This window comes from Streptomyces sp. NPDC056987, from assembly GCF_042673865.1.
Taxonomy (GTDB): Bacteria; Actinomycetota; Actinomycetes; order Streptomycetales; family Streptomycetaceae; genus Streptomyces.
Genome location: NZ_JBHURV010000001.1, coordinates 245,367 through 266,145, shown reverse-complemented (window position 1 = coordinate 266,145; position 20,779 = coordinate 245,367). Strand labels below are relative to the sequence as shown.

Sequence of the window (20,779 nt, the reverse complement as noted above, 5' to 3'; positions counted from 1 at the left end):
TCCGGCAACGGTGGCACCAACTCCGCGCGCCCACAGGACGTAACCACCCTGCTGCTCCGGAAGGAGCTGTGGACCGGCTCGTTGAGCACCCGGTTCGTCTCCAGGACCGGCGCGAACCGCGGGGAATCGCCCCGCAGTCGGGCAGCCGGGGGACCGGACACCACCTCGACGCGGCGGACCGTACGGTGGCGGGCATCGCGCCGGTACGGTCCGGACGCGCCTGGCGGTCCGGTCACGTCGTGAGGGCGTCCAGTCTGCGGTCGCCGCGCAGTATCTGCTGCTCCAGCCGTTTCAGCCGGTCGCTCGGGTAGATCCCCAGCTCCTTGACGAGCATCCGCCGCACCCGTGCGTACGCGGCGAGGGCGTCCGCCTGGCGTCCCGTCCGGTGCAGAGCGATGATCCGCAGCTCCCACAGCCGTTCACGGAATGGGTGCTGGGTGGTGAGAGTGGCCAGCTCCGGCACGAGAGCGTCCGCCTGCCCCAGGTCGAGCCGCGCCTGAGCGGCGCGTTCCACGGCGAGCAGCCTCAGTTCCTTCATGCGTTCCACCTCTGCGCGGAGGGACAGCGTCATGGGGAGCCCGTCGAGCGGATTCCCGCGCCAGAGTCCCAAGGCGGACTGGAGGTTCCGGGCGGCCTGTTCGGTCTGCCCCGTCGCCATCTCCCGCTCGCTCTGCCGTAATCGGCCCATGAACAAAGAGAGATCCAGCTCGGACGTCCCAGCGCGCAGCAGATATCCGCCGGTGAGTGTGGTCAGTCGCTCACCATGCTGTGCACGGCCCCTGTCGTCGTCGCCGGCCCGGAGGAATCGGCGTAACGCACTGATATATCCTCGGACATTGGCAGACGCCGAGGGCGGAGGCTCTTCGGACCACACAGCTTCCAATAAGCGGGACACCGCCACCAGATGATTCGCATTCATCAGAAGCGTGGCCAGCACGACGCGCTGTCGAGAACCGCCGAGTTTCACAGGAACTCCGCCGTCCGAAACCACTTCCAACGGTCCCAGAACACCGAACCTCATCGCAGCCCCCTTACTTTTTCTCTCCATGGGCACGCCGCTCAACACCGGCGCTCAGGAAATATTTCCACACCCTCTCAGATTAAACGATTTCGATCCCGACACCGAAATATGCCGGAAAAACCTGCGCACCATTTCGCGCCGCACAAGCGCGTACGACAGGGTGGAGACGGTCGGCTCCGTCGCGGGATTACCAGCTCAAGAAGCGCGACGAGGGGCTGCCGCACACCCACGCCCTGCTCGTCCTGCTTGCGTCCCATCGGCTCGGCACCTGGGCAAGTCTGTGGGTGCGGCGCAGCCTGTGCATCGGCCTGGCGGGCGAAACCGCCTTAGACCAGGGTCTAGGGTCGCATCACCCGCCAGTCTCATGCGCTGTCGACCCGCCGAGTACCCGAGGCCTGTCCGACGGCCCGGTAGGCGCTCGGCGGGCGGCCCAGCAGGCTGCGGAATGCGGTGGTGAACGCCGCCGGGCTGTCGTAGCCGAGGTCGGCCGCGATCCGGGTGACCGGCACGCCGGCGGCCAGGTGGCGCAGGGAGTGCACGACGCAGGCCCGTTGCCGCCACTGCGCGAAGTTGAGCCCGGTGGCGCCGTGGAACCGCCGGCCCAGGGTGCGTTCGCTGATGCCCAGGGCGGCGGCCCAGCGGGCGGGTGGGTCGTGGACGTCGGGGTGGCGCAGGAACGCGTCGCACAGGTGCCGCAGTGCCGGGTCGGCGGGCAACGGGATGTCCAGGGGCAGCGGCGCCAGGCCTGCCAGTTCGTGCAGGAGCAGGCCGACCAAGGCCGCGTCGCGGCCGTGTTCCGGGTAGCGCGGCTTCATGTCGACGGCTGCCAGGAGGAGTTCGCGCAGCAGTGCGGAGACCTCGACGACCCGGCAGCGGGTGGGGAACCACGGCACGGCGGCGGGCTCGATGTAGAGGCTGCGGGTGCTGACCCCGGGCATGGAGACCTGGTGCCGGGTCCCGGCCGGGATCAGCACCGCGCGATCGGAGGGCACGGTCCACCTGCCCTCCGCCGTCGCCAGCTCCATGACGCCGGTCGCGGCGTACAGCAGCTGGGCCCGGCGGTGCTCGTGGTACGGCAGCAGGTGGCCGGGTGGGTAGTCGGTACCGATGGCCAGGACGGCACGGTCGAAGGCGTCGACCTCGTCGATGCGGACGTTGCGCACACCGCCAGACTAGACGAGTCGTTCCTGATGCCGCCGGGGCGGAAGGGCTGGTCCACTTCGCCTCGGTCTCCGTCACCAGCGGCCGAAACGGCGCCGTCTGCCCGGATCTGTGCTCTCAGGTCGCGTTGCCGAGCAGGGTTTCAAGGGACCAGGACCCCGCTCCGCTGTCGGATCGGCAAAGGTACTTGGCGTTCATTCGATTGCCCGCCATACGGGCAGGTCCGTAGCGTCGTGGCAGTGCTGACCTCCTACCTCACGCTTCTCCTGTTCGGCTGCCTGACCGGGATCACCACGGTGCTCTTCGGGTTCGGCGGCGGCTTCGTCACCGTCCCCGTCGTCTACGGCCTCTGGAGCGTCACGGCGCACTCCGGCGCCGACGCGATGCACGTGGCGGTGGCGACGTCGACGGCGGTCATGGTCGTCAACTCGGTCTTCGCCACCCTGGCGCAGTGGCGCCAGGGTCGGCTGCGCCGGGAGTACATCTGGCCGATGGCCGCATTCGTCCTGGTCGGCGCGGTGGCCGGGTCGTTCGCGGCGACACGGATCGGCGACACCGCACTGCGGGTGCTGTTCGTCGCGTATCTGCTGGCGACGATCGCCGACAGCGTGCTGCGCAAGGGCTTCCTGTCCGTCCCGCGGGCCCGGAAGCCGCGCCCGCTGAGCCGGTCGGCCCGGACTCTGGGCGGGGCCGGGATCGGCTCGATCGCCGCCTGTCTGGGCGTGGGCGGCAGCGTCATGACCGTGCCGCTGCTGCGCCGCCGAGGCCTGCCGATGGCCGAGGCAACGGCGATGGCCAACCCGCTCAGCGTGCCCGTCGCCGTGGTCGGCACCGCCGTCTACGCCCTCGCCGCCCCCGCCCTGCACCCCCAGGCCGGACGGATCGGCTACATCGACCTGCTCGCCTGCGCCGCGCTGCTCGGCGGCTCGCTGCCCACCATCGCCCTGGCCCGCCGCGCCGCGGCCCGCGTCCCGGACCGCGTGCACTCCGTCGCCTACCTCGCCCTGCTGGTGATCGTCCTGCTCGTCATGGTCGTCATGGGGATCTGAACGGCAGCTTGAAGGTCATCACGTCACGATGTGACCCGCGCGGACCCGCGGCACGCGGTCCGCTCGATGATGATCATTGCCGCGTCGTCCGCCAGGTGTCCCTTGGTGTGGTCGACCAGGAAGAGGCGGAGACGGTCCAGCAGCTCTTGCGGGGGACGGCCGCGCAGCCGCGCCAGGTGCGCGGGCAGATCGAAGAAGTTCCCGCCGGTGTCGCGGGCCTCCAGTACTCCGTCGGTGTACAGCAGCAGCTGATCGCCCTGTTCGAACACGTACTTCTCGACCGGCATGGGAGGCGTGCCGAGGAATTCCTCCAGACCGAGCGGCGGCAGCGGGCACGCGATCTCCAGGGCGCCGACCTCACCCCTGTGGAGCAGCAGCGGCGCGGGATGGCCGCGGCTGACCAGTTCGACGACGGGGGCGTCCGGTACCTGGGCGAGGACCGCGGTGACGAACTGTTCCGCCGGGTCCCCCTCAGGGGCGTCGGGGTCCTCCGGCCCGCCCGTCCGCGCGGGGCTCGCGCGGGACAGCTCCCGTCGCAGTGCGGCCTCGCAGCGCCGTATCACGTCGGGCAGCCCTGGCTCGTAGTAGGCCGCCTCGCGGAACGCGCCCAGTACCGCGGCGGCCGCGCGGACCGCGGGCAGTCCTTTGCCCCGTACGTCTCCCACGATGATCCGGATCCCGAAGGGGGTGGCCAGCACCTCGTAGAGGTCGCCGCCGATACGGGCGCCCGCCTCGGCGGCCAGGTACACGCCCGCGGCCCGCACGCCGTCCAGGCGGGCGGGGACGGGGCGCAGCACCACGTCCTGGGAGACCTGGGCGATCCGGCGGACCGTCGCCAGTTCCCGTTCCCTGTGTACGCGCGCGGTACTGGTCGCGAGACTGGCCACGGAGACCACGAGCAGCGCCAGCAGATTGGCGTAGACCAACTGGGTGCCCCAGGCATGGTTGTACGTCGCGGTGATGGCGCTCACCACCCCCGCCATGAGGATCACCGAACCGGTTCCCACGGGGCCCATCGTGATGGCGGCCAGCGCCGGGGCCGGCGACAGCAGGGGGCCCGTGTAGAGGAAGTGCGCGGGGGAGAGTTCGATGCCGAGCACCGACACGAGCACCGCGAAGGGCAGGGCCCGCGCGAGAGCGAAGAGGGTCCTGCTGGAACTGATCCGGCTCGTTCCGGATGCCGAGCCATGGAACACCCGCATAGCCCGACCCTCTCACCACACCCGGGCGGACGCTCTGCCAGCTTGCGGACGCCGGCCTGGAGACACCCCTCCGCGGATCGGTCCCCGGGAGCACTTCCCGGTCGCAGTACACTTCAATGAACAACAAAGTGCAGCGCAGGTGAGTCCATTACCTTGTGCTTTTCCCTTGCGGCAGTGAACTATCCGGTGGGTGGAACGTGGCGGACCTCGAACTGCTGACCCAGTGCCTGGCGCGCAACGTCCGCCGCTGGCGCACCGAACGCGGCCTGACCCTGGACGCGCTCGCCGCCCGGGCCGGTGTCAGCCGCGGCATGCTCATCCAGATCGAGCAGGCCCGCACCAACCCCAGCATCGGCACCGTCGTCAAGGTCGGTGACGCCCTCGGGGTCAGTGTCACCACCCTGCTCGACCACGAGCAGGCCGGGCCCGCCGTCCGCGTCGTCCCCGCCGAGCAGGCCGTACGGCTGTGGCACACCCCCGCGGGCAGCTACAACCGTCTCCTCGCGGGCACCGAGGCGCCGGGTCCGCTGGAGATGTGGGACTGGCGCCTGGAGCCCGGCGAGAGCAGCGCCTCCGACCCGCATCCCAAGGGCACCACCGAACTCGTCCATGTCACGGCCGGGGAGCTGACGCTCACGGTCGACGGCACCGAGTACCGCGTCCCGGCCGGCTCCAGCGCCTGCTTCGAGGCCGGCACCCCCCACACGTACGGCAATACCGGCGACGCCGTGACGACGATGGTGATGGCCGTCTCGGTCCCGCCTCCGAGCTGAACGCACGGGACGAGGCCGTTACGTCCGTACGGCAGACCTGGGGTGGATTCCCGCAGGCGGGGGCGCCGTCGTGCCTCGCACTTCGAGGGCGGGGGCCGCCAGGTCGACCCGGGCGGGGCGGCCCGGCTCCGCGATGCGGTCGAGCAGCCGTGCGGCGGCGCGGCGGCCCACGTCACGGCCCGCGTGGTCCACGGTGGTGAGCCAGAGATGGCGCAGTTGGGAGAGGTACGTGTTGTCGTACCCCACCAGGGACAGGTCCCGGGGGACGCGCAGCCCGCTCTCCTCCGCGGCCGAAAGGGCTCCCACGCAGGTCATGTCGTTGGCCGCGAAGACCGCGGTCGGCCGGCGGGGACGGCTCAGGAGCCGCACGGCGGCCCGGTAGCCGCCCTCCTCGGTGAGGTCGCCCTGTTCCACCACGGCCGAGCTGGCCAGGCCGTGCTCCCGCATGGTGGTCTCGAAGCCGCGACGGCGCAGCTCGCCCACCGCGCCCCGCCCGGCGATGTGGGCGATGTCCCGGTGTCCGAGGCCGATGAGGTGTTCCGTGGCCAGCCGGGCACCGTGTACGTCGTCGTTGGCGACGATGTCCACGGCGGGCAGCACCGGCTCCCGCGCGCCCGCGACGACGGTGGGCACCCGGTCCGCCGCGGTGAGCAGCACCCCGGGGTCGGGCAGGGTGCCGACGGCGATCAGGCCGTCCACCCGCAGTTCGGTGAAGGTACGGGTGAGGTCCTCCCCCAGCCGCCGGTTGAGGTGGCCGTCGGCCAGCAGCATGCGCAGACCGCTGTCGTCCAGCCGTGCGTTCACCCCGTCGAGCAGTTCCACGAACCAGGGGTTGCGCACGTCGTTCAGGAGCACGCCCACCGTGCGGGTGCGGCGCTCGCTCAGGCTCCGGGCCGCCGCGTTGGGCCGGTAGCCGAGCTCCTCGGCCGCGTCGAGGACCGCCCGCCGCTTGTCCGGCCGTACGCCGTCCGCCCCGCGCAGTACCAGGGAGACCAGGGACTTCGACACGCCCGCCCGCACGGCGACGTCACGGATGGTCGGCGTCCTCATCGTCTGGACCGTTCCACACCCGTACCTCCTCCGTGAAGACCTTGACACCAGTATGAAGGGACTCCATCGTGGGCTGCCAGGGTTCTGGAACGGTCCAAAGAGGGGCAGTCCAATGGTGCGTACGCTCGGTGTCGCCGTCGTCGGATTCGGCTGGATGGGACGGGTGCACACCCGGGCGTACACACGGGTCCTCCACCACTTTCCGGAGCTGCCGCTCCGTCCCGAGCTGGTGACCGTCGCCGAGGAGGTGCCGGGCCGGGCCGAGGAGGCCGCCGCGCGGTACGGGTTCGCCTCGACGGCCCGGGACTGGCGCGAGGTGGCCGCCGACCCGCGCGTACACGCCGTCAGCATCACCGCCCCGAACTTCCTGCACCGCGAGATCGGCGTCGCGATGGCCGGGGCGGGCAAGCACATCTGGATCGAGAAGCCGGTGGGCCTGACCGCCGACGACGCCCGCGCGGTGGCCGACGCCGTGGCCGGCTCCGGGGTGCAGGGCACCGTCGGCTTCAACTACCGCAACGCCCCGGCCGTCGCGTACGCCCGTGAGCTGATCGCCTCGGGCGCGATCGGTACGGTCACCCATGCGCGCGTCCGGCTCTTCAGCGACTACGCCGCCCATCCGGACTCCGCCCTGACCTGGCGGTACGAGCGCGAGCGGGGCGGCAGCGGGGTGCTGGGCGACCTGGCCTCGCACGGTGTGGACCTCGCGCGCCATCTGCTGGGCGACATCGACTCCCTGGTCGCCGACACCGCGGTCTTCATCCCGGAACGGGCCCGCCCCACCGGCGCCACGGCCGGTCATGTCCGGGCGGCCGGGGGCGAGTTGGGCCCGGTGGAGAACGAGGACCACGTCAGCTGCCTGCTGCGCTTCGCCTCCGGCGCCCGCGGTGTCCTGGAAGCCTGCCGGGTCTCGGTCGGCGAGCAGAACAACTACGGCTTCGAGGTGCACGGGACCAGGGGCGCGGTCAGCTGGGACTTCCGCCGGATGGGCGAACTCGGCGTCAGCCGGGGCGACTCGTACCAGGACCAGCCCGTCAGCACCGTGTACGTGGGCCCCGGCCACGGCGCGTACGAGGCCTTCCAGCCCGGTGCGGCATCGAGCATGGGCTACGACGACCTCAAGGTCATCGAGGCCCACGCCTTCCTCCGTTCCATCGCCGACGGCACCCCGCGCGGGGCGACCCTGGACGACGCGGTGGCGAGCGCCGTCGCGCTGGACGCGATGGCCCGGTCGGCCGAGCGGGGGGCCTGGGTGAGCCTGGGGTGAGCCCGGCCCTCACGGGGTGGTGGTGGACACCACGTACACCCGGGGGAATCCGGGGTCGGTGAGGTCCACCACCACGTCCTGGCTGGGGCGCGGGCTCTGCTGCCGGTGGTGGGTGCCCGCCAGGTGGTGGCCGGGGAGGTCGAAGTTCCAGCCGACGGTGCGCCGGTCCCGGGGGGTGATCGTGACGACACCGTCCCGGAGCGCCGAGCGGCTCGTCCCCATCTCGGTGAGGAAGGTGTCGAGCCGTCCGGAGGTCACGTCGAACTGGACGTAGAACCTGCTCGTCTTCCAGTTGCTCGTCTCGAAGTAGCGCACGCGGGAGGCGCCCGACGGGATCGGCACCTCGAAGACGCGCCGCTTCATCTTGGAGGGGCGCAGGTCCTGGAGGCCGGTGGCGGCGGACTCGATCTCCTTGTTCCGGCCGCTGTCCCGGCTCTGCCCGGCCGAGATCGCGAGGTATCCGGCCGGGATCCCGATGAGCAGCACGATGACGATCGCCGTCAGCCAGCGCCGGCGGTTGCGGTGGCGGCGGTCCTCGGGCGGCTTCGGTCCCGGCGCCTCCGCCGGCTCCTGGGGGGCCGGCGCGGGGGCCGTCGCGGCGGCCGTGCCCGGCAGGTCCGCGCTCATGACGGCGGCTCCTGACCGGGCCGGGCGGTGCGGATCACCTGCGCGTACCGTTCGTACCGCTCATGGCGCTCCACGCGGCGGCGGTTGGCGCGGCGGAAGCGCCGGGCGACCAAGCGGGAGAGATCGGCGGCGCCGACCATGCCCGCCTCGGGTCCGAGCTCCGCCTTGGCGATCCGGGCCTCGGGGCGGTAGCCGCGGCCGGTGAGGTGACGGCGGAAGGCGTCCCGCGCCGGGTTGATGAGCAGGTCGTCGGCGGCGCTGACCCCGCCGCCGATGACGAAGCAGGACGGGTCGAGGGCCGCGGCGAGGTTGGCGATGCCGACGCCGAGCCACTGCCCTATGTCCTGGAACAGTTCGACGCACATGGCGTCGCCCTCGCGGGCCAGTTCGGTGATGAGCGGTCCGGTGATCTCCTGGACGTTGCCCTTGACGCGTTCGATGATGTCGTACGCGACCGGTGAGTCGGCGGCGGCCAGCTCCCTGGCCTCCCGTACGAGGGCGTTGCCGGAGCTGTACTGCTCCCAGCAGCCGCGGTTGCCGCAGGCGCAGCGGTGGCCGCCGGGCACGACCTGCATGTGGCCGAACTCGCCCGCGACCCCGAACTTGCCGCGCTTGACCCGGCCGTCCTCCAGGATGGCGCCGCCGATGCCGGTGCCCAGGGTGATCATGACGAGGTGGTCCTCGCCGCGGCCGGCGCCGAAGCGCCACTCGGCCCAGGCGGCGGTGTTGGCGTCGTTGTCGACCATGACCGGGACGGCGAGCCGGGAGGAGAGCGCGTCCCTGAGGGGCTCGTCGCGCCAGGCGAGGTGGGGGGCGAAGAGCACCTTGGAGCGGTCGGCGTCGACCCAGCCGGCCGCGCCGATGCCGACGGCGTGCACGTCGTGGCGGTCGGAGAGGTCGAGGACCAGCTCGACGATGGTGTCCTCGACGACGCGGGGGCTCTTGGACTTGTCCGGCGTCTCGGTCCTGATCTTCTCCAGGATGTTGCCGTCCGGGTCGACGACCCCGGCCATCACCTTCGTACCGCCGATGTCGATGCCGACGGTCGGGACGCGGGGCGCGGTCAGCAGGGAGCGGCGCTCCCGGGTGCCGACGGTCCGCAGGACGGTGGCGCGGGCGGTGCCGCGGTGGGTGAAGTCACGGTACGTACTCATCGGCCCGCTCCTCGTGTGTCGTCCGTCGGATCGGTCGTGCCGTACCGAGTGGGGCGGCGGCTGGGTGCTCGCACGAGTCGTGTCGTCCCTGCGGGGTCGGGGACCGCCAGGCCCGGGCGGGCAGCGGCGGCGGACGGGTGTCCGCCCTGCCAGATTGTGCCATCCGGGGCGCGTGGGGTCGCCGTGCGGCCCGGACGGCGCCGCCGCGCGCCGTCCGCGCCCCCGGCGCCCGGTGCGTACGTGGGCCGTCGCACGGCTCGTATGCGGGCCGGTGCCCGGCGCGTATGCGGGCCGGTGCCCGGCGCGGGGACGACGCGGTCCCCGGCGCGTCACCGGGTCAGTCCGTTTCCTCCGCCGGGGAGCCCGGGCGCTCCGGAGCGGGGGCCCGCTCCAGTTCATGGCTCAGTTCGGCCAGCTCGGAGCCGCCCGCCATCTGCCGGGTCAGCTCGTCCAGCGTGATCGAGTCCCGGGTGTGGCTGCCCGCCATGGTGCCGCGCTTGAGCAGGACGAAACGGTCACCGACCAGATACGCGTGGTGCGGGTTGTGCGTGATGAGGACCACGCCGAGCCCCGCGTCCCGCGCGGCGGCCACGTACTTGAGGACCACGCCGGACTGCTTGACCCCGAGGGCCGCCGTCGGCTCGTCCAGGACGAGGACCTTGGCACCGAAGTGGACGGCGCGGGCGATGGCCACACACTGGCGCTCGCCGCCGGAGAGGGTGCCGATCGGCTGGTCGACGTCGCGCAGGTCGATGCCCATCCGCAGCAGCTCGGCGCGGGTGGTCTCGCGCATCCGCGCCACGTCGAGCCGTTTGAAGGGCCCGTACCCCTTCCGCGGCTCGGAGCCGAGGAAGAAGTTCCGCCAGACCGGCATCAGGGGGACGACGGCGAGGTCCTGGTAGACGGTGGCGATGCCCCGGTCCAGCGCGTCGCGCGGGGAGGAGAGGTCCGCCGGCGCGCCGTCGATCAGGAAGTCGCCCGCGTCATGGCCGTGGAGCCCGGCGATGATCTTGATGAGGGTGGACTTGCCGGCCCCGTTGTCGCCCAGCACACAGGTGATCTCCCCCGCGTGGACCTCCAGCGAGACGCCCTCCAGGGCGCGGATGTTGCCGTAGTACTTGCTGACGTCGTCCAGTTCGACGAGTGCGGTCATCGTGACGCCTCCGCGCGCTTGCGCACCCACGCGTTGAGCAGGGTGGCCAGAAGGAGCATCGCTCCGAGGAAGAACTTGAACCAGTCCGGGTTCCACTCGGCGTACACGATGCCCTTGCTCGTCATGCCGAAGATGAACGCGCCGACGGCCGAGCCGATCGCCGAGCCGTAGCCGCCGGTGATCAGGCAGCCGCCGATGACGGCCGCGATGATGTAGATCAGCTCGTTGCCGACGCCCTCGCCGGACTGGACGACGTCGAACGAGAAGAGCAGGTGCTGCCCCGAGATCCAGGCGCAGAACGCCACGCCCATGTAGAGCAGGATCCTGGTCCGCTGCACGGGTACGCCGACGGCGCGGGCGGCGTCCGCGTTGCCGCCCACCGCGAAGATCCAGTTCCCGAAGCGGGTACGCAGCAGGATCCAGGTGGCGAGCGCGACGAGCCCGGCCCACCACAGGATGGTGACCTTCAGGTCGACGCCGCCGACGGTGAGCTGGGAGGCGAAGAGCTTGCGGGCGGAGGGGAAGCCCTCCATGTCGCTGATCGTCTTGGTCGAGACGGTGCCGCTGACCAGCTTCGTCACACCGAGGTTGAGACCGGTGAGCATCAGGAACGTACCGAGCGTGATGATGAAGCTGGGGAGTTTCGTACGGGTCAGCATGACCCCGTTGAAGACCCCGAAGGCCAGCGTGACCAGCAGCGACACCAGAACGCCGACCCAGACGTTCGCCGTCATCTGGTAACTGAACATCGAGGAGACCAGGGCGGAGCTGGTCACCATGACTCCGGCGGAGAGGTCGAACTCGCCGCCGATCATCAGCAGCGCCACCGGGACGGCCATGATGCCGATCGTGGACGCCGCGTACAGGACCGTGCCGAAGCTGGAGAGCTGGAGGAACGAGTCCGCGACGAACGCGAAGAAGAGGAAGACGGCCGCCGCGCCGACGACCGAGCCCAGTTCGGGCCGGCCGAGGAGCTTGCGGAGCACGGAGGTGTGCAGCAGGCGTTCGTCCGCGCCGCCGCCAAAACCGCCGGGACCGCCAGGTCCCTTATCGGCACTGTTGCCGCCGGGACGGCTGTCGGCGGGAGGTGCGGAGGCGCTCACCGGGTCCCCCGCTTCGTGTACTCCTCCAGCGCGCCCGCGTCCTTCTCCGTGATGATCTGCGGTCCGGTGAGCACCGGGCGTCCGCCGCCGAGGACATCGGCGTTGTAGCGGTGGAGCCAGAGCAGGTCGACCGCCTCGTACCCCTGGAGGTACGGCTGCTGGTCGACGGCGAAGCCGAGGGTGCCGGAGCTGAGCGAGGTGGCGACCTTGGCGTTGAGGTCGAAGGTGTCGATCTCGGCCTTGCTGCCCGCGGTCTCCTTGGCCTTGACGGCGGCGTCCGCGAACGGCGCACCCAGGGTGACGACGGCGTCGATGGACCGGTCGGTCTGGAGCTTGGCCTCGACGGACGCCTGTACGTCGGGCATGTTCGTGCCGTCCACGTACAGGTTCTGCATCTCCCCGTCGAAGGTCTTCTTCGCCCCGGCGCAGCGCTGCTCGTGGCCGACGTTGCCCTGTTCGTGGATGACGCAGAGGGCCTTCTTCCTGCCGCGCCGGTCCAGCTCCTCGCCGACGGCCTCGCCGGCGATCGTCTCGTCCTGGCCGATGTGGGTGAGCGCGCCGAACTTCTTGGACTCGGCGGCGCCGGAGTTCACCGTGATCACCGGGATGCCGGCCTTGACGGCCTGGGCGACGACGGCCTTCATCGCGTCGGGCTTGGCGAGCGTGACGATCAGCCCGTCGACCTTCTTGTCGATGTAGGACTGGACGAGCTGCGCCTGCTGCTGGCCCTCGTCGCTGTTGGCGTAGAGGAACTTGATGTTGTCCTTGGCGGCGGCCTGCTTGGCGCCGTTCTGCACGATGTCCCAGAAGGTGTCACCGCTGCCCGAGTGGGTGACCATGGCCACGGTCCACCGGGGTGTGTCCACCGCGGCCCGGCCCTGGGCGGCGGCCTGCCGGGCCCGTTCCTCGGCGCGCTTGCCGCCCGTACTGCTGCATCCGGCGAGGGCCGAGGCCCCGAGCACCGCCGCCAGTACGGCGCTCAGCGCGCGTACCCCTGTCCGAACCCTTGCCACGACCCCGTGCCCTTCTCGCTGTGCTCCTCGGTGCGGCCGGGGCTCGTCCGTACGGAACCCGGCCGCCCAAGTATCGGTCATGGCCGGTCGGGGGGTGATCGGCGGGTGCCCCGCGGCCCGTACGGGGGCGTGCGGCGGTCGGCGTCACGGGACGGCGCCACCGGCCGCCGGCGTCACGTACGGACGAGGAGCTGGAACTCGAAGGCGTACCGCGAGGCCCGGTAGATGTGCGAGCCGAACTCCACCGCCCGCCCCGTGTCGTCGAAGGCGGTCCGCTCCATGGTGAGCAGCGGCGCCCCGGCCGGCTCGGTCAGCAGCTCCGCCTCCTCGGCGGTGGCGGCCCGCGCCCCGACCGTCTGGCGCGCGCTGTGCAGGGTGATCCCGGTGGCGCGCAGCATCCGGTAGAGGCCGGTGGCTTCGAGGCGGGGGGTGTCGCAGTCGAGGAGGGCGGCGGGCAGATGGTTGCGCAGATACGCCATCGGCTCGTCGTGCGCGTACCGCAGCCGCTCCACGAGCCGCACCTCCGCGCCCTCCGGGACCCCGAGGGCGGCGGCGACCTCGGCCGTGGCGGGGCGCAGGGTGTTGCGCAGGACGCGGGTGGCGGGGCGCTGGCCGGCCGCCTCCAGGTCGTCGTAGAGGCTGCTCAGCTCCAGCGGGCGCTTGACCTGGCTGTGCACGACCTGGGTGCCGACGCCCCGGCGGCGCACCAGCAGCCCCTTGTCGACGAGGGACTGGATGGCCTGGCGGACGGTCGGGCGGGAGAGTCCGAGCCGGCCCGCGAGTTCGATCTCGTTGCCGAGCAGGCTGCCGGGGGCCAGCCTGCCGCGCTCGATGGCCCCTTCCAGCTGCTGTGCGAGCTGGAAGTAGAGGGGGACGGGGCTGGTGCGGTCCACGGCGAGGCGGAGCGGCGGGGCCTGGTCCGGCTCCGGGCCGGCGGGGCCGGCGCGGGCGGTCGGCTCCTGTCCGGCTCGGACTGTTCTCGGCTGACGGGGCACGGGGCGAGCGTAGTCGCATGCTCTGTTGACGGGAAGTAGAGAGGTCCGGTTGTCAGGACAAAGCCGCGCTGACACGGCGACCGGGCCGCCACCGTGTGACCGTGCTGCCACGGTGGCCGGGGCGGCGCGCTCACCCGTCCGGATCCGCGTCGTGCACCAGGAGGGCGATCTGGACCCGGTTGTTGAGGTCGAGCTTGGCCAGGATGCGCGAGACATGGGCCTTGACGGTGGGGACGCTCATGTAGAGACCGGCGGCGATCTCCGCGTTGGACCGGCCCTGGCCGATGGCGAGCGCGACCTCCCGCTCCCGTTCCCCGAGGGCGGCCAGCCGCTCCGCCGCGCTCGCCCGGCGGCCCTTGGCGGAGTGCTCCGCCCCCGGCCCCGCGCCCCCGCCGGGGCCCGCCACATGGGTCATCAGCTGGCGGGTGACGGCGGGCGAGAGCACCGGGTCACCGGCGGCCACCCGCCGTACGGCGGTGATGATCTCGGTGGGCGGGGTGTCCTTGAGGACGAAACCGGCGGCCCCGGCGCGCAGCGCGCGCAGCACCTGTTCGTCGGCGTGGAAGGTGGTCAGGACCAGGACCTCGGGGGCGCCCGGGATCCGCCGCAGGGCCTCCGTGGCGGTCAGCCCGTCCATGACCGGCATCCGGATGTCCATGAGCACGACGTCGGGCGCGGTCCGTTCGACCAGCGCGGCGACCTCGGTGCCGTCGGCCCCCTCCCCCACGATCTCGATGTCCTCGGCGCCGCCGAGCATGAAGGTCAGTCCGGCGCGGACCAGAGGGTCGTCGTCGACGATGATCAGCCTGATGGTCATGCGGCCCACGGTAGCCAAGCGCGGACGGCGAATCCGCCGTCCCCCGTCGGTCCGTGCTCGAACCGGCCGCCCGCCAGCGCGGCCCGCTCCGTCAGCCCGATCAGCCCCTGCCCCGAGCCCGGGACCTTCGGCACCTCGCCGGTGGGCGCGGCGTTGCGCACTTCGAGGGTGAGTCCGTCGCCCGGGGCGCCGCTGACCTCGACGGTGGAGCCGGTGCCGGGCGCGTGTTTACGGGCGTTGGTGAGCGCCTCCTGCGCGATGCGGTACGCGGTACGGCCCACGGCGGCGGGCACGGTGGCGGGATCGGCGACCCGGTTGTCGAGGTCGACCTCCATACCGGCCCTGCGGGACTCGGCGACCAGCTCGTCGAGGGTGACCAGGGTGGGCTGGGGGCGCTCGCCCTCCTCGCCGTCCGGGGTCCGCAGTACACCGATGATCATGCGCAGGTCCTGGAGGGCCTCGTGGGAGCTGTCCCTGATCACCCCGGCCGCGCGGGCGATCTCGGGCGGCGGGGCGTCCGGCCGGAACTCCAGGGCGCCCGCGTGGACGCTGAGCAGCGTCAGCCGGTGCGCGAGCACGTCGTGCATCTCGCGGGCGATGGCCTCGCGGGCGAGCCGCTGTGCCTGCTCGGCGCGGAGTTCCGCCTCGGCCTCGGCGCGGAACGCCCGCTCGCGCAGCGTGACGACGAGCTGGCGCCGGGCCCGTACGAGCATGCCCCAGCCCACCACCAGCAGGAGCAGGACCACGGTGGCGAGGAGCGCGGTGGTGAAGGAGATGGTCGGGTCCGGGCGGAGGCACGCCGCGGCGAATCCGGTCACCAGGGACACCAGGCTGACGATCAGCACGGGGCGGAAGGTCCGGTGCACGGCGACGCAGAACAGCGCGACGAGCGAGGCGCCCCCGGCGAGCGGGGCCACCATGCACAGGACCGCGAGCGCGATGGCGACTTCCACCGGCCGGCGCCGCCGCAGCCAGAGGGCGCAGCAGGCCACGATGCCCGCGGTCAGGTCGAAGGCGTCGACCAGTTCGGAGTTGTCGGCCTTCTGAAGCGTCTCGACGGCGAGCAGACCGACGCCCGAGGCGATGACGAACATCAGCGTGTCGATGATCCAGTCGCGCACGGTACGGCGCGGCCGGGCCCGGCCGCGGTCGCCGGGCAGCTCGGGGCCTCGGGGGTCGATCATCTCCGAGGGAAGCAGCCAGGGGTAGTCCGTACGTGTCATGACCAACAAGTTACGCAGGTGGACGGCGGTGCCGCCGCCGCTGTGCGGCGGCGGCTACCAAAGTCGCGCGACTCCCGGCTTTGGTCGCGCCGAGGACTGCCGCGGGTTCGACTTTCGCCGATCCGGCTCTCACCGGGACGGGCGGTCAGCCGCCGAGTTCGCGGTGGCGGGCGGCGAGCCGGGCCGCGCCGCGTTCGGTGAGGGAGCCGAACAGCCGGAGCCGGGAGATCCCGCCGTCGGGGTAGATGTCGATCCGTACGTCGGTCGCGACGGCGGGGTCCGGGAGCACGAAGCGGTGGTTGGTGTCGGGCTGGAGCCGGGTCCTGGGCAGGATCTCCGTCCAGCCGCCGGTGTCCGTGGCGCCGTCCCCTCCGCTGCCGGAACCGGTGGCACCGTCCACGTCCGTACCGGCGTCGCGTACGGAGAGGGCGGCCCATCCCGCCGCGTTGCCCTTGAGGTACGCCGTGTCGATCTCGACGGCGCGGATCTCGCCCTGCCCGGCGAGCCGGTAGCGGATCCAGTCGTTGCCCAGGTCGCGGCGGCGCCGGGTCTCCCAGCCGTCGTCCATCTTCCGGGAGCGGCCCGGCGCGACGGTGTTGGCCGGGGACGAGTAGAAGCGGTCGGAGGCGTCCTCGACGGTGCCGCCGTTCTCCAGCGCGAGCAGGTCGAACGTGCCGAGCGCCGCGAGCCACGCCGGATCGGGTGCGACCTCTCCGTACACCCGCAGCCGGGCGATCCCGCCGTCGGGGTGCTGGTTGACGCGCAGGTGGGTGAAGCGCCGCTCCGCGTCGACCGCGAAGCCGTTGGCGGCGTGGCCGCCGACGGCGGTACGGGGCACGAGCACCGTCCACTTCACCCCGGGGTCGAGCAGTTCCTCGGGGGACGGGGAGCCGGGCAGCGAGACCGCCTCGACGGAGACGGACTGCGGGTAGTTGCCCCGGAAGTGCGCCGTGTCGACGACGATCCCCCGGATCACCCCGGGCGCGCCGAGCCGGACCAGCGCCCAGTCGTGGTCCTCGGGGGCGGGATGCGGCCGGCCGGCGTCGGTGCCGCGGCGGCGCCGGGTCTCCCAGCCGTCCATGATCTTGCCCTTGTGGCCGAAGTGCTCCGGGTCGAACTCGGCGGGCCCCGGCTTCAGCATGTTCTCGCGCTCGGCGAAGAACTCGTCGTTGGCGGCGAGCACCCCGGCGCCGAGCCGCCGGTCGGCGAGGTCGGTGAGGTGGGTGAAGGGGAGGACCTCGGTGCGGTGGTCGGCGTACGGGTCGCCGCCGCCGTACGGGCGGGCGTCACCGGTGAAGCGGGCTTGCGGCAGGGTGGGGAGCGGAGCGTCGGACACGGTCAGTTGTTCCTTTCGAGCAGTCGGCCTGAGGGTTCGGCGAGGACGCCGTCCCGGAGGATCCGGGTGCCGCGCAGCCAGGTCGAGGTGACGACGCCGTACAGGGTCCGGCCCGCGTACGCCGTGACCTGGTTGCGGTGGTGCAGCCCGGCCGGGTCGACGGTGAAGGTCCGGTCCGGCGCGAGGACGGTGAAGTCGGCGTCGCGGCCCGCCTCGATGGCGCCCTTGCCGGCCAGTCCGGCGAGCGCGGCGGGGGCCGTCGACATCCAGCGCGCGACGTCCTCCAGGGTGTGGCCGCGCCGGCGGGCCTCGGTCCAGATCGCCGGGAGGCCGAGCTGGAGCGAGGAGATGCCGCCCCACGCGGAGGCGAAGTCGGGGGTCTTGAGGTCGGTGGTGCAGGGTGAGTGGTCGGAGACGACGCAGTCGATCGTGCCGTCGGCGAGCCCCTGCCAGAGCGCGTCCTGGTTGGCGGCCTCGCGGATCGGCGGGCAGCACTTGAACTCGGTGGCGCCGTCGGGGACCTCCTCCGCGGTGAGGGTGAGGAAGTGCGGGCAGGACTCGACGGTGATCCGGACGCCCTCGCGTTTGGCGGCGGCGATCAGCGGCAGGGCGTCGGAGGACGAGAGGTGCAGTACGTGCACCCGGGCGTCGAGCCGCTTCGCCTCGGCGATCAGGCCGGTGATGGCGGCGTTCTCGGCGGCGCGCGGGCGGGAGGCGAGGAAGTCGGCGTAGGCGGGGCCGCCGCGCGCGGGCGCCGCGGCCAGCTCGTGGGGGTCCTCGGCGTGCACGATCAGCAGCCCGCCGAAGCCCGCGATCTCGGTGAGGGCGTGCCCCAGGCGCTCCCGGTCCAGCTCGGGGAACTCCTCGACGCCGGAGGGCGACAGGAAGCACTTGAAGCCGAAGACCCCTGCGTCGTGGAGCGGGCGCAGGTCCTTGACGTTGTCCGGTACGGCGCCGCCCCAGAAGCCCACGTCGACATGGGCCTTGGGGCGGGCCACGTCGCGCTTGACGCGCAGGTGCGCGGCGGTCGTGGTGGGCGGCAGGGAGTTGAGCGGCATGTCGAGCAGCGTGGTGACGCCGCCCGCCGCGGCGGCGCGGGTCGCGGTCCAGAACCCTTCCCACGCGGTGCGGCCCGGGTCGTTCACATGGACGTGGGTGTCGACGAGGCCGGGGAGCACCACATCGTCCCCGACGTCCTCGACCACCGCCGTACCGTCCCGGTCGCCGCGCGGGTCCCCGTACGCGGTCGGGTGCGGGGGGACCGCGTCGTACGGCAGCACCGCCGAGATCCGGCCGTCGGCGACGGCGACGGTGGCGGGCCGTGTCCCCTCGGGCGTGATGACGCGTGTCGAGCGCAGCAGCAGATTCACCTCGGGCACCCGTACTCCTCACCGGCCTCATCAGGCGTGATTCAACGAACTGTTGAAGAAGTCTTCCCTTCGGATCGCTCCTCCGTCAAGGTCCCTCAGAGGCAAATATTTCCGTGATGTGAAATTCAAATTTCGTCTGCCAGAACACCTTACCCACTCGACGCGCCCCTGCACACCCCGGACAAACACCCCCTGACCGGCAGAGACAGCCCATCCCCGGCCACCCGCCGGACGGCCGGGACCGGTATAGGCTGCTTGCTTGTCCACCCGTCCCGAAAGGACCGTTGTGCCGTCGTCCAGCGTCCGCAGCACCGACGCCGCCAGATCCGCCCCCGGCAGCGGTGGCGTCCAGTCCCTTGAGCGCGCCTTCGACCTGCTCGAACGGATGGCGGACGCGGGCGGCGAGGTCGGGCTCAGCGAGCTCTCCGCGGCCAGCGGCCTGCCGCTGCCCACCATCCACCGGCTGATGCGCACCCTGGTGGCGTGCGGCTACGTACGCCAGCAGACGAACCGGCGGTACGCGCTGGGGCCGCGGCTGATCCGGCTCGGCGAGTCGGCGTCGCGGCTGCTCGGCACCTGGGCCAGGCCCTATCTGGCGCGGCTGGTCGAGGAGACCGGCGAGACCGCGAACATGGCGCTGCTCGACGGCGACGAGATCGTGTACGTCGCCCAGGTGCCGTCGAAGCACTCGATGCGGATGTTCACCGAGGTGGGCCGCCGGGTGCTGCCGCACTCCACCGGCGTGGGCAAGGCGCTGCTCGCCGACATCCCGCCCGCGGAGGTCCGCGCCCTGCTGGCCCGTACGGGCATGCCTGCCACCACCGAGAAGACGATCACCACGCCGGACGCCTTCCTCGCGGCCCTGGAGACGGTGCGCGGCGCGGGGTACGCGATCGACGACAACGAGCAGGAGATCGGGGTGCGCTGTCTGGCGGTCCCGGTGCCCGACTCCCCCACCGCCGCGGCGATCTCCATCTCCGGCCCGGCGGGCCGGGTGACGGAGGAGGCCACGGAGCGGATCGTGCCCGTCCTCCAGGAGGTCGCGCGCGATCTCTCGGCGGCACTGGCGAACACGGCGGCGCAGCAGGCCCAGGGCTGATCCCGGGGCCGGGAGAGGTCCGGAGGCCTCAGAGGGGCCGGCGCGGGACGTCGCCGAAGAGGTCGACGGCGCTCCGTACGCCCATCAGCGCCGGCCGCAGCGCACTGACCGAGCCGATCGAGCCGACGATCAGCAGCAGGGAGCGGCGCATCCGCGCGGTCTCGGGGCTGCCGCTCGCCACCATCGCGGCGAGCGCCGCCAGTTCGTCCTCGGCGATGGCGCGGTCCCGGAACTCCGAGCGATAGACGGCCAGTTCGCGCCGCAGCCGGGCCACGGCGGTACCCAGCTCCGCGACCCTCGGGTCCTCGCCCTGCTCCGCCACCGGCGACTTCCCCACGCTCCGCAACAAAGCTCCCCCTCGCTCTTACGCCCCCGCGTCCCACGGTGCTCCCGCATGCCGGGCGCGACTCCGTACCGACAGGACGATTCCCCCCTGACGGTGGTCAATCGCCTGGGTTCGTCCGCAAGTTAACGCCATCGCGCAGGGTAGGCGCCACTCCACGGACCGAATACGGCGGGAAGAGGGCCGGAATACGGAAGGAATTCCCGGTGATCGCCGGCGCACGCGAAATATTCACCGCGCGGAGGGGTGCGAGGGGGCGCCCGGGCGCGCGGTGCGGTAAGCAGACCCCATGCGCGAAACACACGACACCGCGGCCCCGGACACCGCCCAGGACAAGGCTCCGCACCGGGCCCCGGACCCGGATCCGCCGGTCGCCGGTCTGCTGCTCGCCGCGGGCGGCGGGCGGCGGCTCGGCGGGCGGCCGAAGGCGCTGCTGACACACCACGGCCGCCCGCTGGTGGAGCACGCGGCGCGGGCCCTGCGCGACGGGGGGTGCACGCCGGTGCACGTGGTGCTGGGGGCGGCCGCACCGGAGGTACGGGAGCGGGCCGTGCTCCCGGATGCCGTCCTGGTCGACAACCCCGGGTGGGCCGACGGCATGGGGTCCTCGCTGCGCGCGGGGCTGGCCTCGCTGGCGGGCGCGGGGGCGCGGGCGGCGCTGGTGCTGCTGGTGGACCAGCCGGGGATCGGCGCCGCGGCGGTGGCCCGGATCGTCGCGGCGTACCGGGGTCCCGGGTCGCTGGTGTCCGCGGCGTACGGCGGGCGGCGCGGCCACCCCGTGCTCCTCGGCGCGGACCGCTGGGCGGAGATCGCGGCGGACGCGACGGGCGACCGCGGGGCGCGCGCCTATCTGAAGGCGCACGAACCCGAGATCGTCCTGGTGGAGTGCGGGGATGTCGCGCGCCCCTACGACATCGACACGGAGGAGGATCTCTCGCACCTCGCATAGGAGCCCCGGCCCGGACAGGGAACCTGGGCGGGCAACCTCGGCGGGCAACCTGGTGGGCAACCTCGACAGAGCAT

General features: G+C 72.3%; 20 protein-coding genes. 5 read left to right on the top strand and 15 right to left on the bottom strand.

Translation table 11 applies throughout. The annotated features are described in order from the left end of the window. Positions 1-232 precede the first annotated feature (232 nt). Both ACFTZC_RS01120 and ACFTZC_RS01115 read right to left on the bottom strand, forming a co-directional pair. On the bottom strand, positions 233-1,021 hold the full coding sequence (locus tag ACFTZC_RS01120) for a BTAD domain-containing putative transcriptional regulator (protein WP_382885594.1): 789 nt from the start codon (positions 1,019-1,021) through the stop codon (positions 233-235). A gap of 362 nt (positions 1,022-1,383) precedes the next feature. Continuing rightward, entirely contained in the window at positions 1,384-2,184 is an 801-nt protein-coding gene (locus tag ACFTZC_RS01115; protein WP_382885592.1) for an AraC family transcriptional regulator, read from the bottom strand. Positions 2,185-2,415: 231 nt separating this feature from the next. Between ACFTZC_RS01115 and ACFTZC_RS01110 the strand changes: the two genes are divergently transcribed. Then, on the top strand, positions 2,416-3,231 hold the full coding sequence (locus ACFTZC_RS01110) for a sulfite exporter TauE/SafE family protein (protein WP_382885590.1): 816 nt from the start codon (positions 2,416-2,418) through the stop codon (positions 3,229-3,231). A 23-nt stretch (positions 3,232-3,254) separates the two neighbouring features. Here the strand turns inward: ACFTZC_RS01110 and ACFTZC_RS01105 are convergent, their stop codons facing one another. Then, entirely contained in the window at positions 3,255-4,433 is a 1,179-nt protein-coding gene (locus ACFTZC_RS01105; protein WP_382885589.1) for a PP2C family protein-serine/threonine phosphatase, read from the bottom strand. Between the two features lie 197 nt (positions 4,434-4,630). Here ACFTZC_RS01105 and ACFTZC_RS01100 point away from each other — a divergent pair, with 197 nt between their 5' ends. Beyond that, the gene (locus ACFTZC_RS01100; protein WP_382885588.1) at positions 4,631-5,206 is read left to right on the top strand and encodes a helix-turn-helix domain-containing protein; all 576 of its coding nucleotides are present in this window, start codon (positions 4,631-4,633) and stop codon (positions 5,204-5,206) included. A gap of 18 nt (positions 5,207-5,224) precedes the next feature. Here ACFTZC_RS01100 and ACFTZC_RS01095 read toward each other — a convergent pair whose 3' ends face one another. Next, on the bottom strand, positions 5,225-6,256 hold the full coding sequence (locus tag ACFTZC_RS01095) for a LacI family DNA-binding transcriptional regulator (protein WP_382885586.1): 1,032 nt from the start codon (positions 6,254-6,256) through the stop codon (positions 5,225-5,227). A gap of 112 nt (positions 6,257-6,368) precedes the next feature. Between ACFTZC_RS01095 and ACFTZC_RS01090 the strand changes: the two genes are divergently transcribed. Beyond that, the gene (locus ACFTZC_RS01090; protein ID WP_382885584.1) at positions 6,369-7,523 is read left to right on the top strand and encodes a Gfo/Idh/MocA family protein; all 1,155 of its coding nucleotides are present in this window, start codon (positions 6,369-6,371) and stop codon (positions 7,521-7,523) included. 9 nt (positions 7,524-7,532) lie between these two features. Here the strand turns inward: ACFTZC_RS01090 and ACFTZC_RS01085 are convergent, their stop codons facing one another. From ACFTZC_RS01085 to allB, 10 genes are all read right to left on the bottom strand, one after another. Further along, positions 7,533-8,150 carry a hypothetical protein gene (locus ACFTZC_RS01085; RefSeq protein ID WP_382885582.1) on the bottom strand — a complete coding sequence of 206 codons (618 nt, stop codon included), beginning with the start codon at positions 8,148-8,150 and terminating at the stop codon, positions 7,533-7,535. Next, positions 8,147-9,304 carry an ROK family glucokinase gene (locus ACFTZC_RS01080; protein ID WP_382885580.1) on the bottom strand — a complete coding sequence of 386 codons (1,158 nt, stop codon included), beginning with the start codon at positions 9,302-9,304 and terminating at the stop codon, positions 8,147-8,149. Before ACFTZC_RS01080 ends, ACFTZC_RS01085 begins: the two co-directional genes overlap by 4 nt. Positions 9,305-9,641: 337 nt before the next feature. After that, the gene (locus ACFTZC_RS01075) at positions 9,642-10,457 is read right to left on the bottom strand and encodes an ATP-binding cassette domain-containing protein (protein WP_382885577.1); all 816 of its coding nucleotides are present in this window, start codon (positions 10,455-10,457) and stop codon (positions 9,642-9,644) included. Further along, positions 10,454-11,458: an ABC transporter permease gene (locus tag ACFTZC_RS01070; RefSeq protein WP_382886001.1), complete on the bottom strand. Its 1,005-nt coding sequence runs from the start codon at positions 11,456-11,458 to the stop codon at positions 10,454-10,456. Before ACFTZC_RS01070 ends, ACFTZC_RS01075 begins: the two co-directional genes overlap by 4 nt. A 98-nt stretch (positions 11,459-11,556) precedes the next feature. Continuing rightward, positions 11,557-12,573, bottom strand: a complete 1,017-nt coding sequence (locus ACFTZC_RS01065; protein ID WP_382885575.1) for a sugar ABC transporter substrate-binding protein — start codon at positions 12,571-12,573, stop codon at positions 11,557-11,559. A 173-nt stretch (positions 12,574-12,746) separates the two neighbouring features. Next, positions 12,747-13,466, bottom strand: coding sequence for a GntR family transcriptional regulator (locus ACFTZC_RS01060; RefSeq protein WP_382885999.1), 720 nt, complete (start codon positions 13,464-13,466; stop codon positions 12,747-12,749). A 232-nt stretch (positions 13,467-13,698) separates the two neighbouring features. Then, positions 13,699-14,385, bottom strand: coding sequence for a response regulator (locus tag ACFTZC_RS01055; RefSeq protein ID WP_382885574.1), 687 nt, complete (start codon positions 14,383-14,385; stop codon positions 13,699-13,701). Continuing rightward, positions 14,382-15,608 carry a sensor histidine kinase gene (locus ACFTZC_RS01050; RefSeq protein WP_382885572.1) on the bottom strand — a complete coding sequence of 409 codons (1,227 nt, stop codon included), beginning with the start codon at positions 15,606-15,608 and terminating at the stop codon, positions 14,382-14,384. The genes ACFTZC_RS01055 and ACFTZC_RS01050 overlap by 4 nt, the downstream gene beginning before the upstream one ends. Positions 15,609-15,753: 145 nt before the next feature. Further along, on the bottom strand, positions 15,754-16,950 hold the full coding sequence (gene alc, locus ACFTZC_RS01045) for an allantoicase (protein WP_382885998.1): 1,197 nt from the start codon (positions 16,948-16,950) through the stop codon (positions 15,754-15,756). Next, positions 16,947-18,323 carry an allantoinase AllB gene (gene allB, locus ACFTZC_RS01040; RefSeq protein ID WP_382885570.1) on the bottom strand — a complete coding sequence of 459 codons (1,377 nt, stop codon included), beginning with the start codon at positions 18,321-18,323 and terminating at the stop codon, positions 16,947-16,949. The genes alc and allB overlap by 4 nt, the downstream gene beginning before the upstream one ends. 277 nt (positions 18,324-18,600) lie before the next feature. Here allB and ACFTZC_RS01035 point away from each other — a divergent pair, with 277 nt between their 5' ends. Beyond that, positions 18,601-19,413 (top strand): IclR family transcriptional regulator, encoded by an 813-nt coding sequence (locus ACFTZC_RS01035; RefSeq protein ID WP_382885569.1) that lies wholly within the window; start codon positions 18,601-18,603, stop codon positions 19,411-19,413. 28 nt (positions 19,414-19,441) lie between these two features. Here the strand turns inward: ACFTZC_RS01035 and ACFTZC_RS01030 are convergent, their stop codons facing one another. Further along, a complete protein-coding gene (locus ACFTZC_RS01030) occupies positions 19,442-19,762 on the bottom strand; it encodes a DUF5955 family protein (protein WP_382885567.1) in 321 nt (106 codons plus the stop codon). 283 nt (positions 19,763-20,045) lie between these two features. Here ACFTZC_RS01030 and ACFTZC_RS01025 point away from each other — a divergent pair, with 283 nt between their 5' ends. Continuing rightward, positions 20,046-20,705, top strand: coding sequence for an NTP transferase domain-containing protein (locus tag ACFTZC_RS01025; protein ID WP_382885564.1), 660 nt, complete (start codon positions 20,046-20,048; stop codon positions 20,703-20,705). The last annotated feature ends 74 nt before the right edge of the window (positions 20,706-20,779 follow it).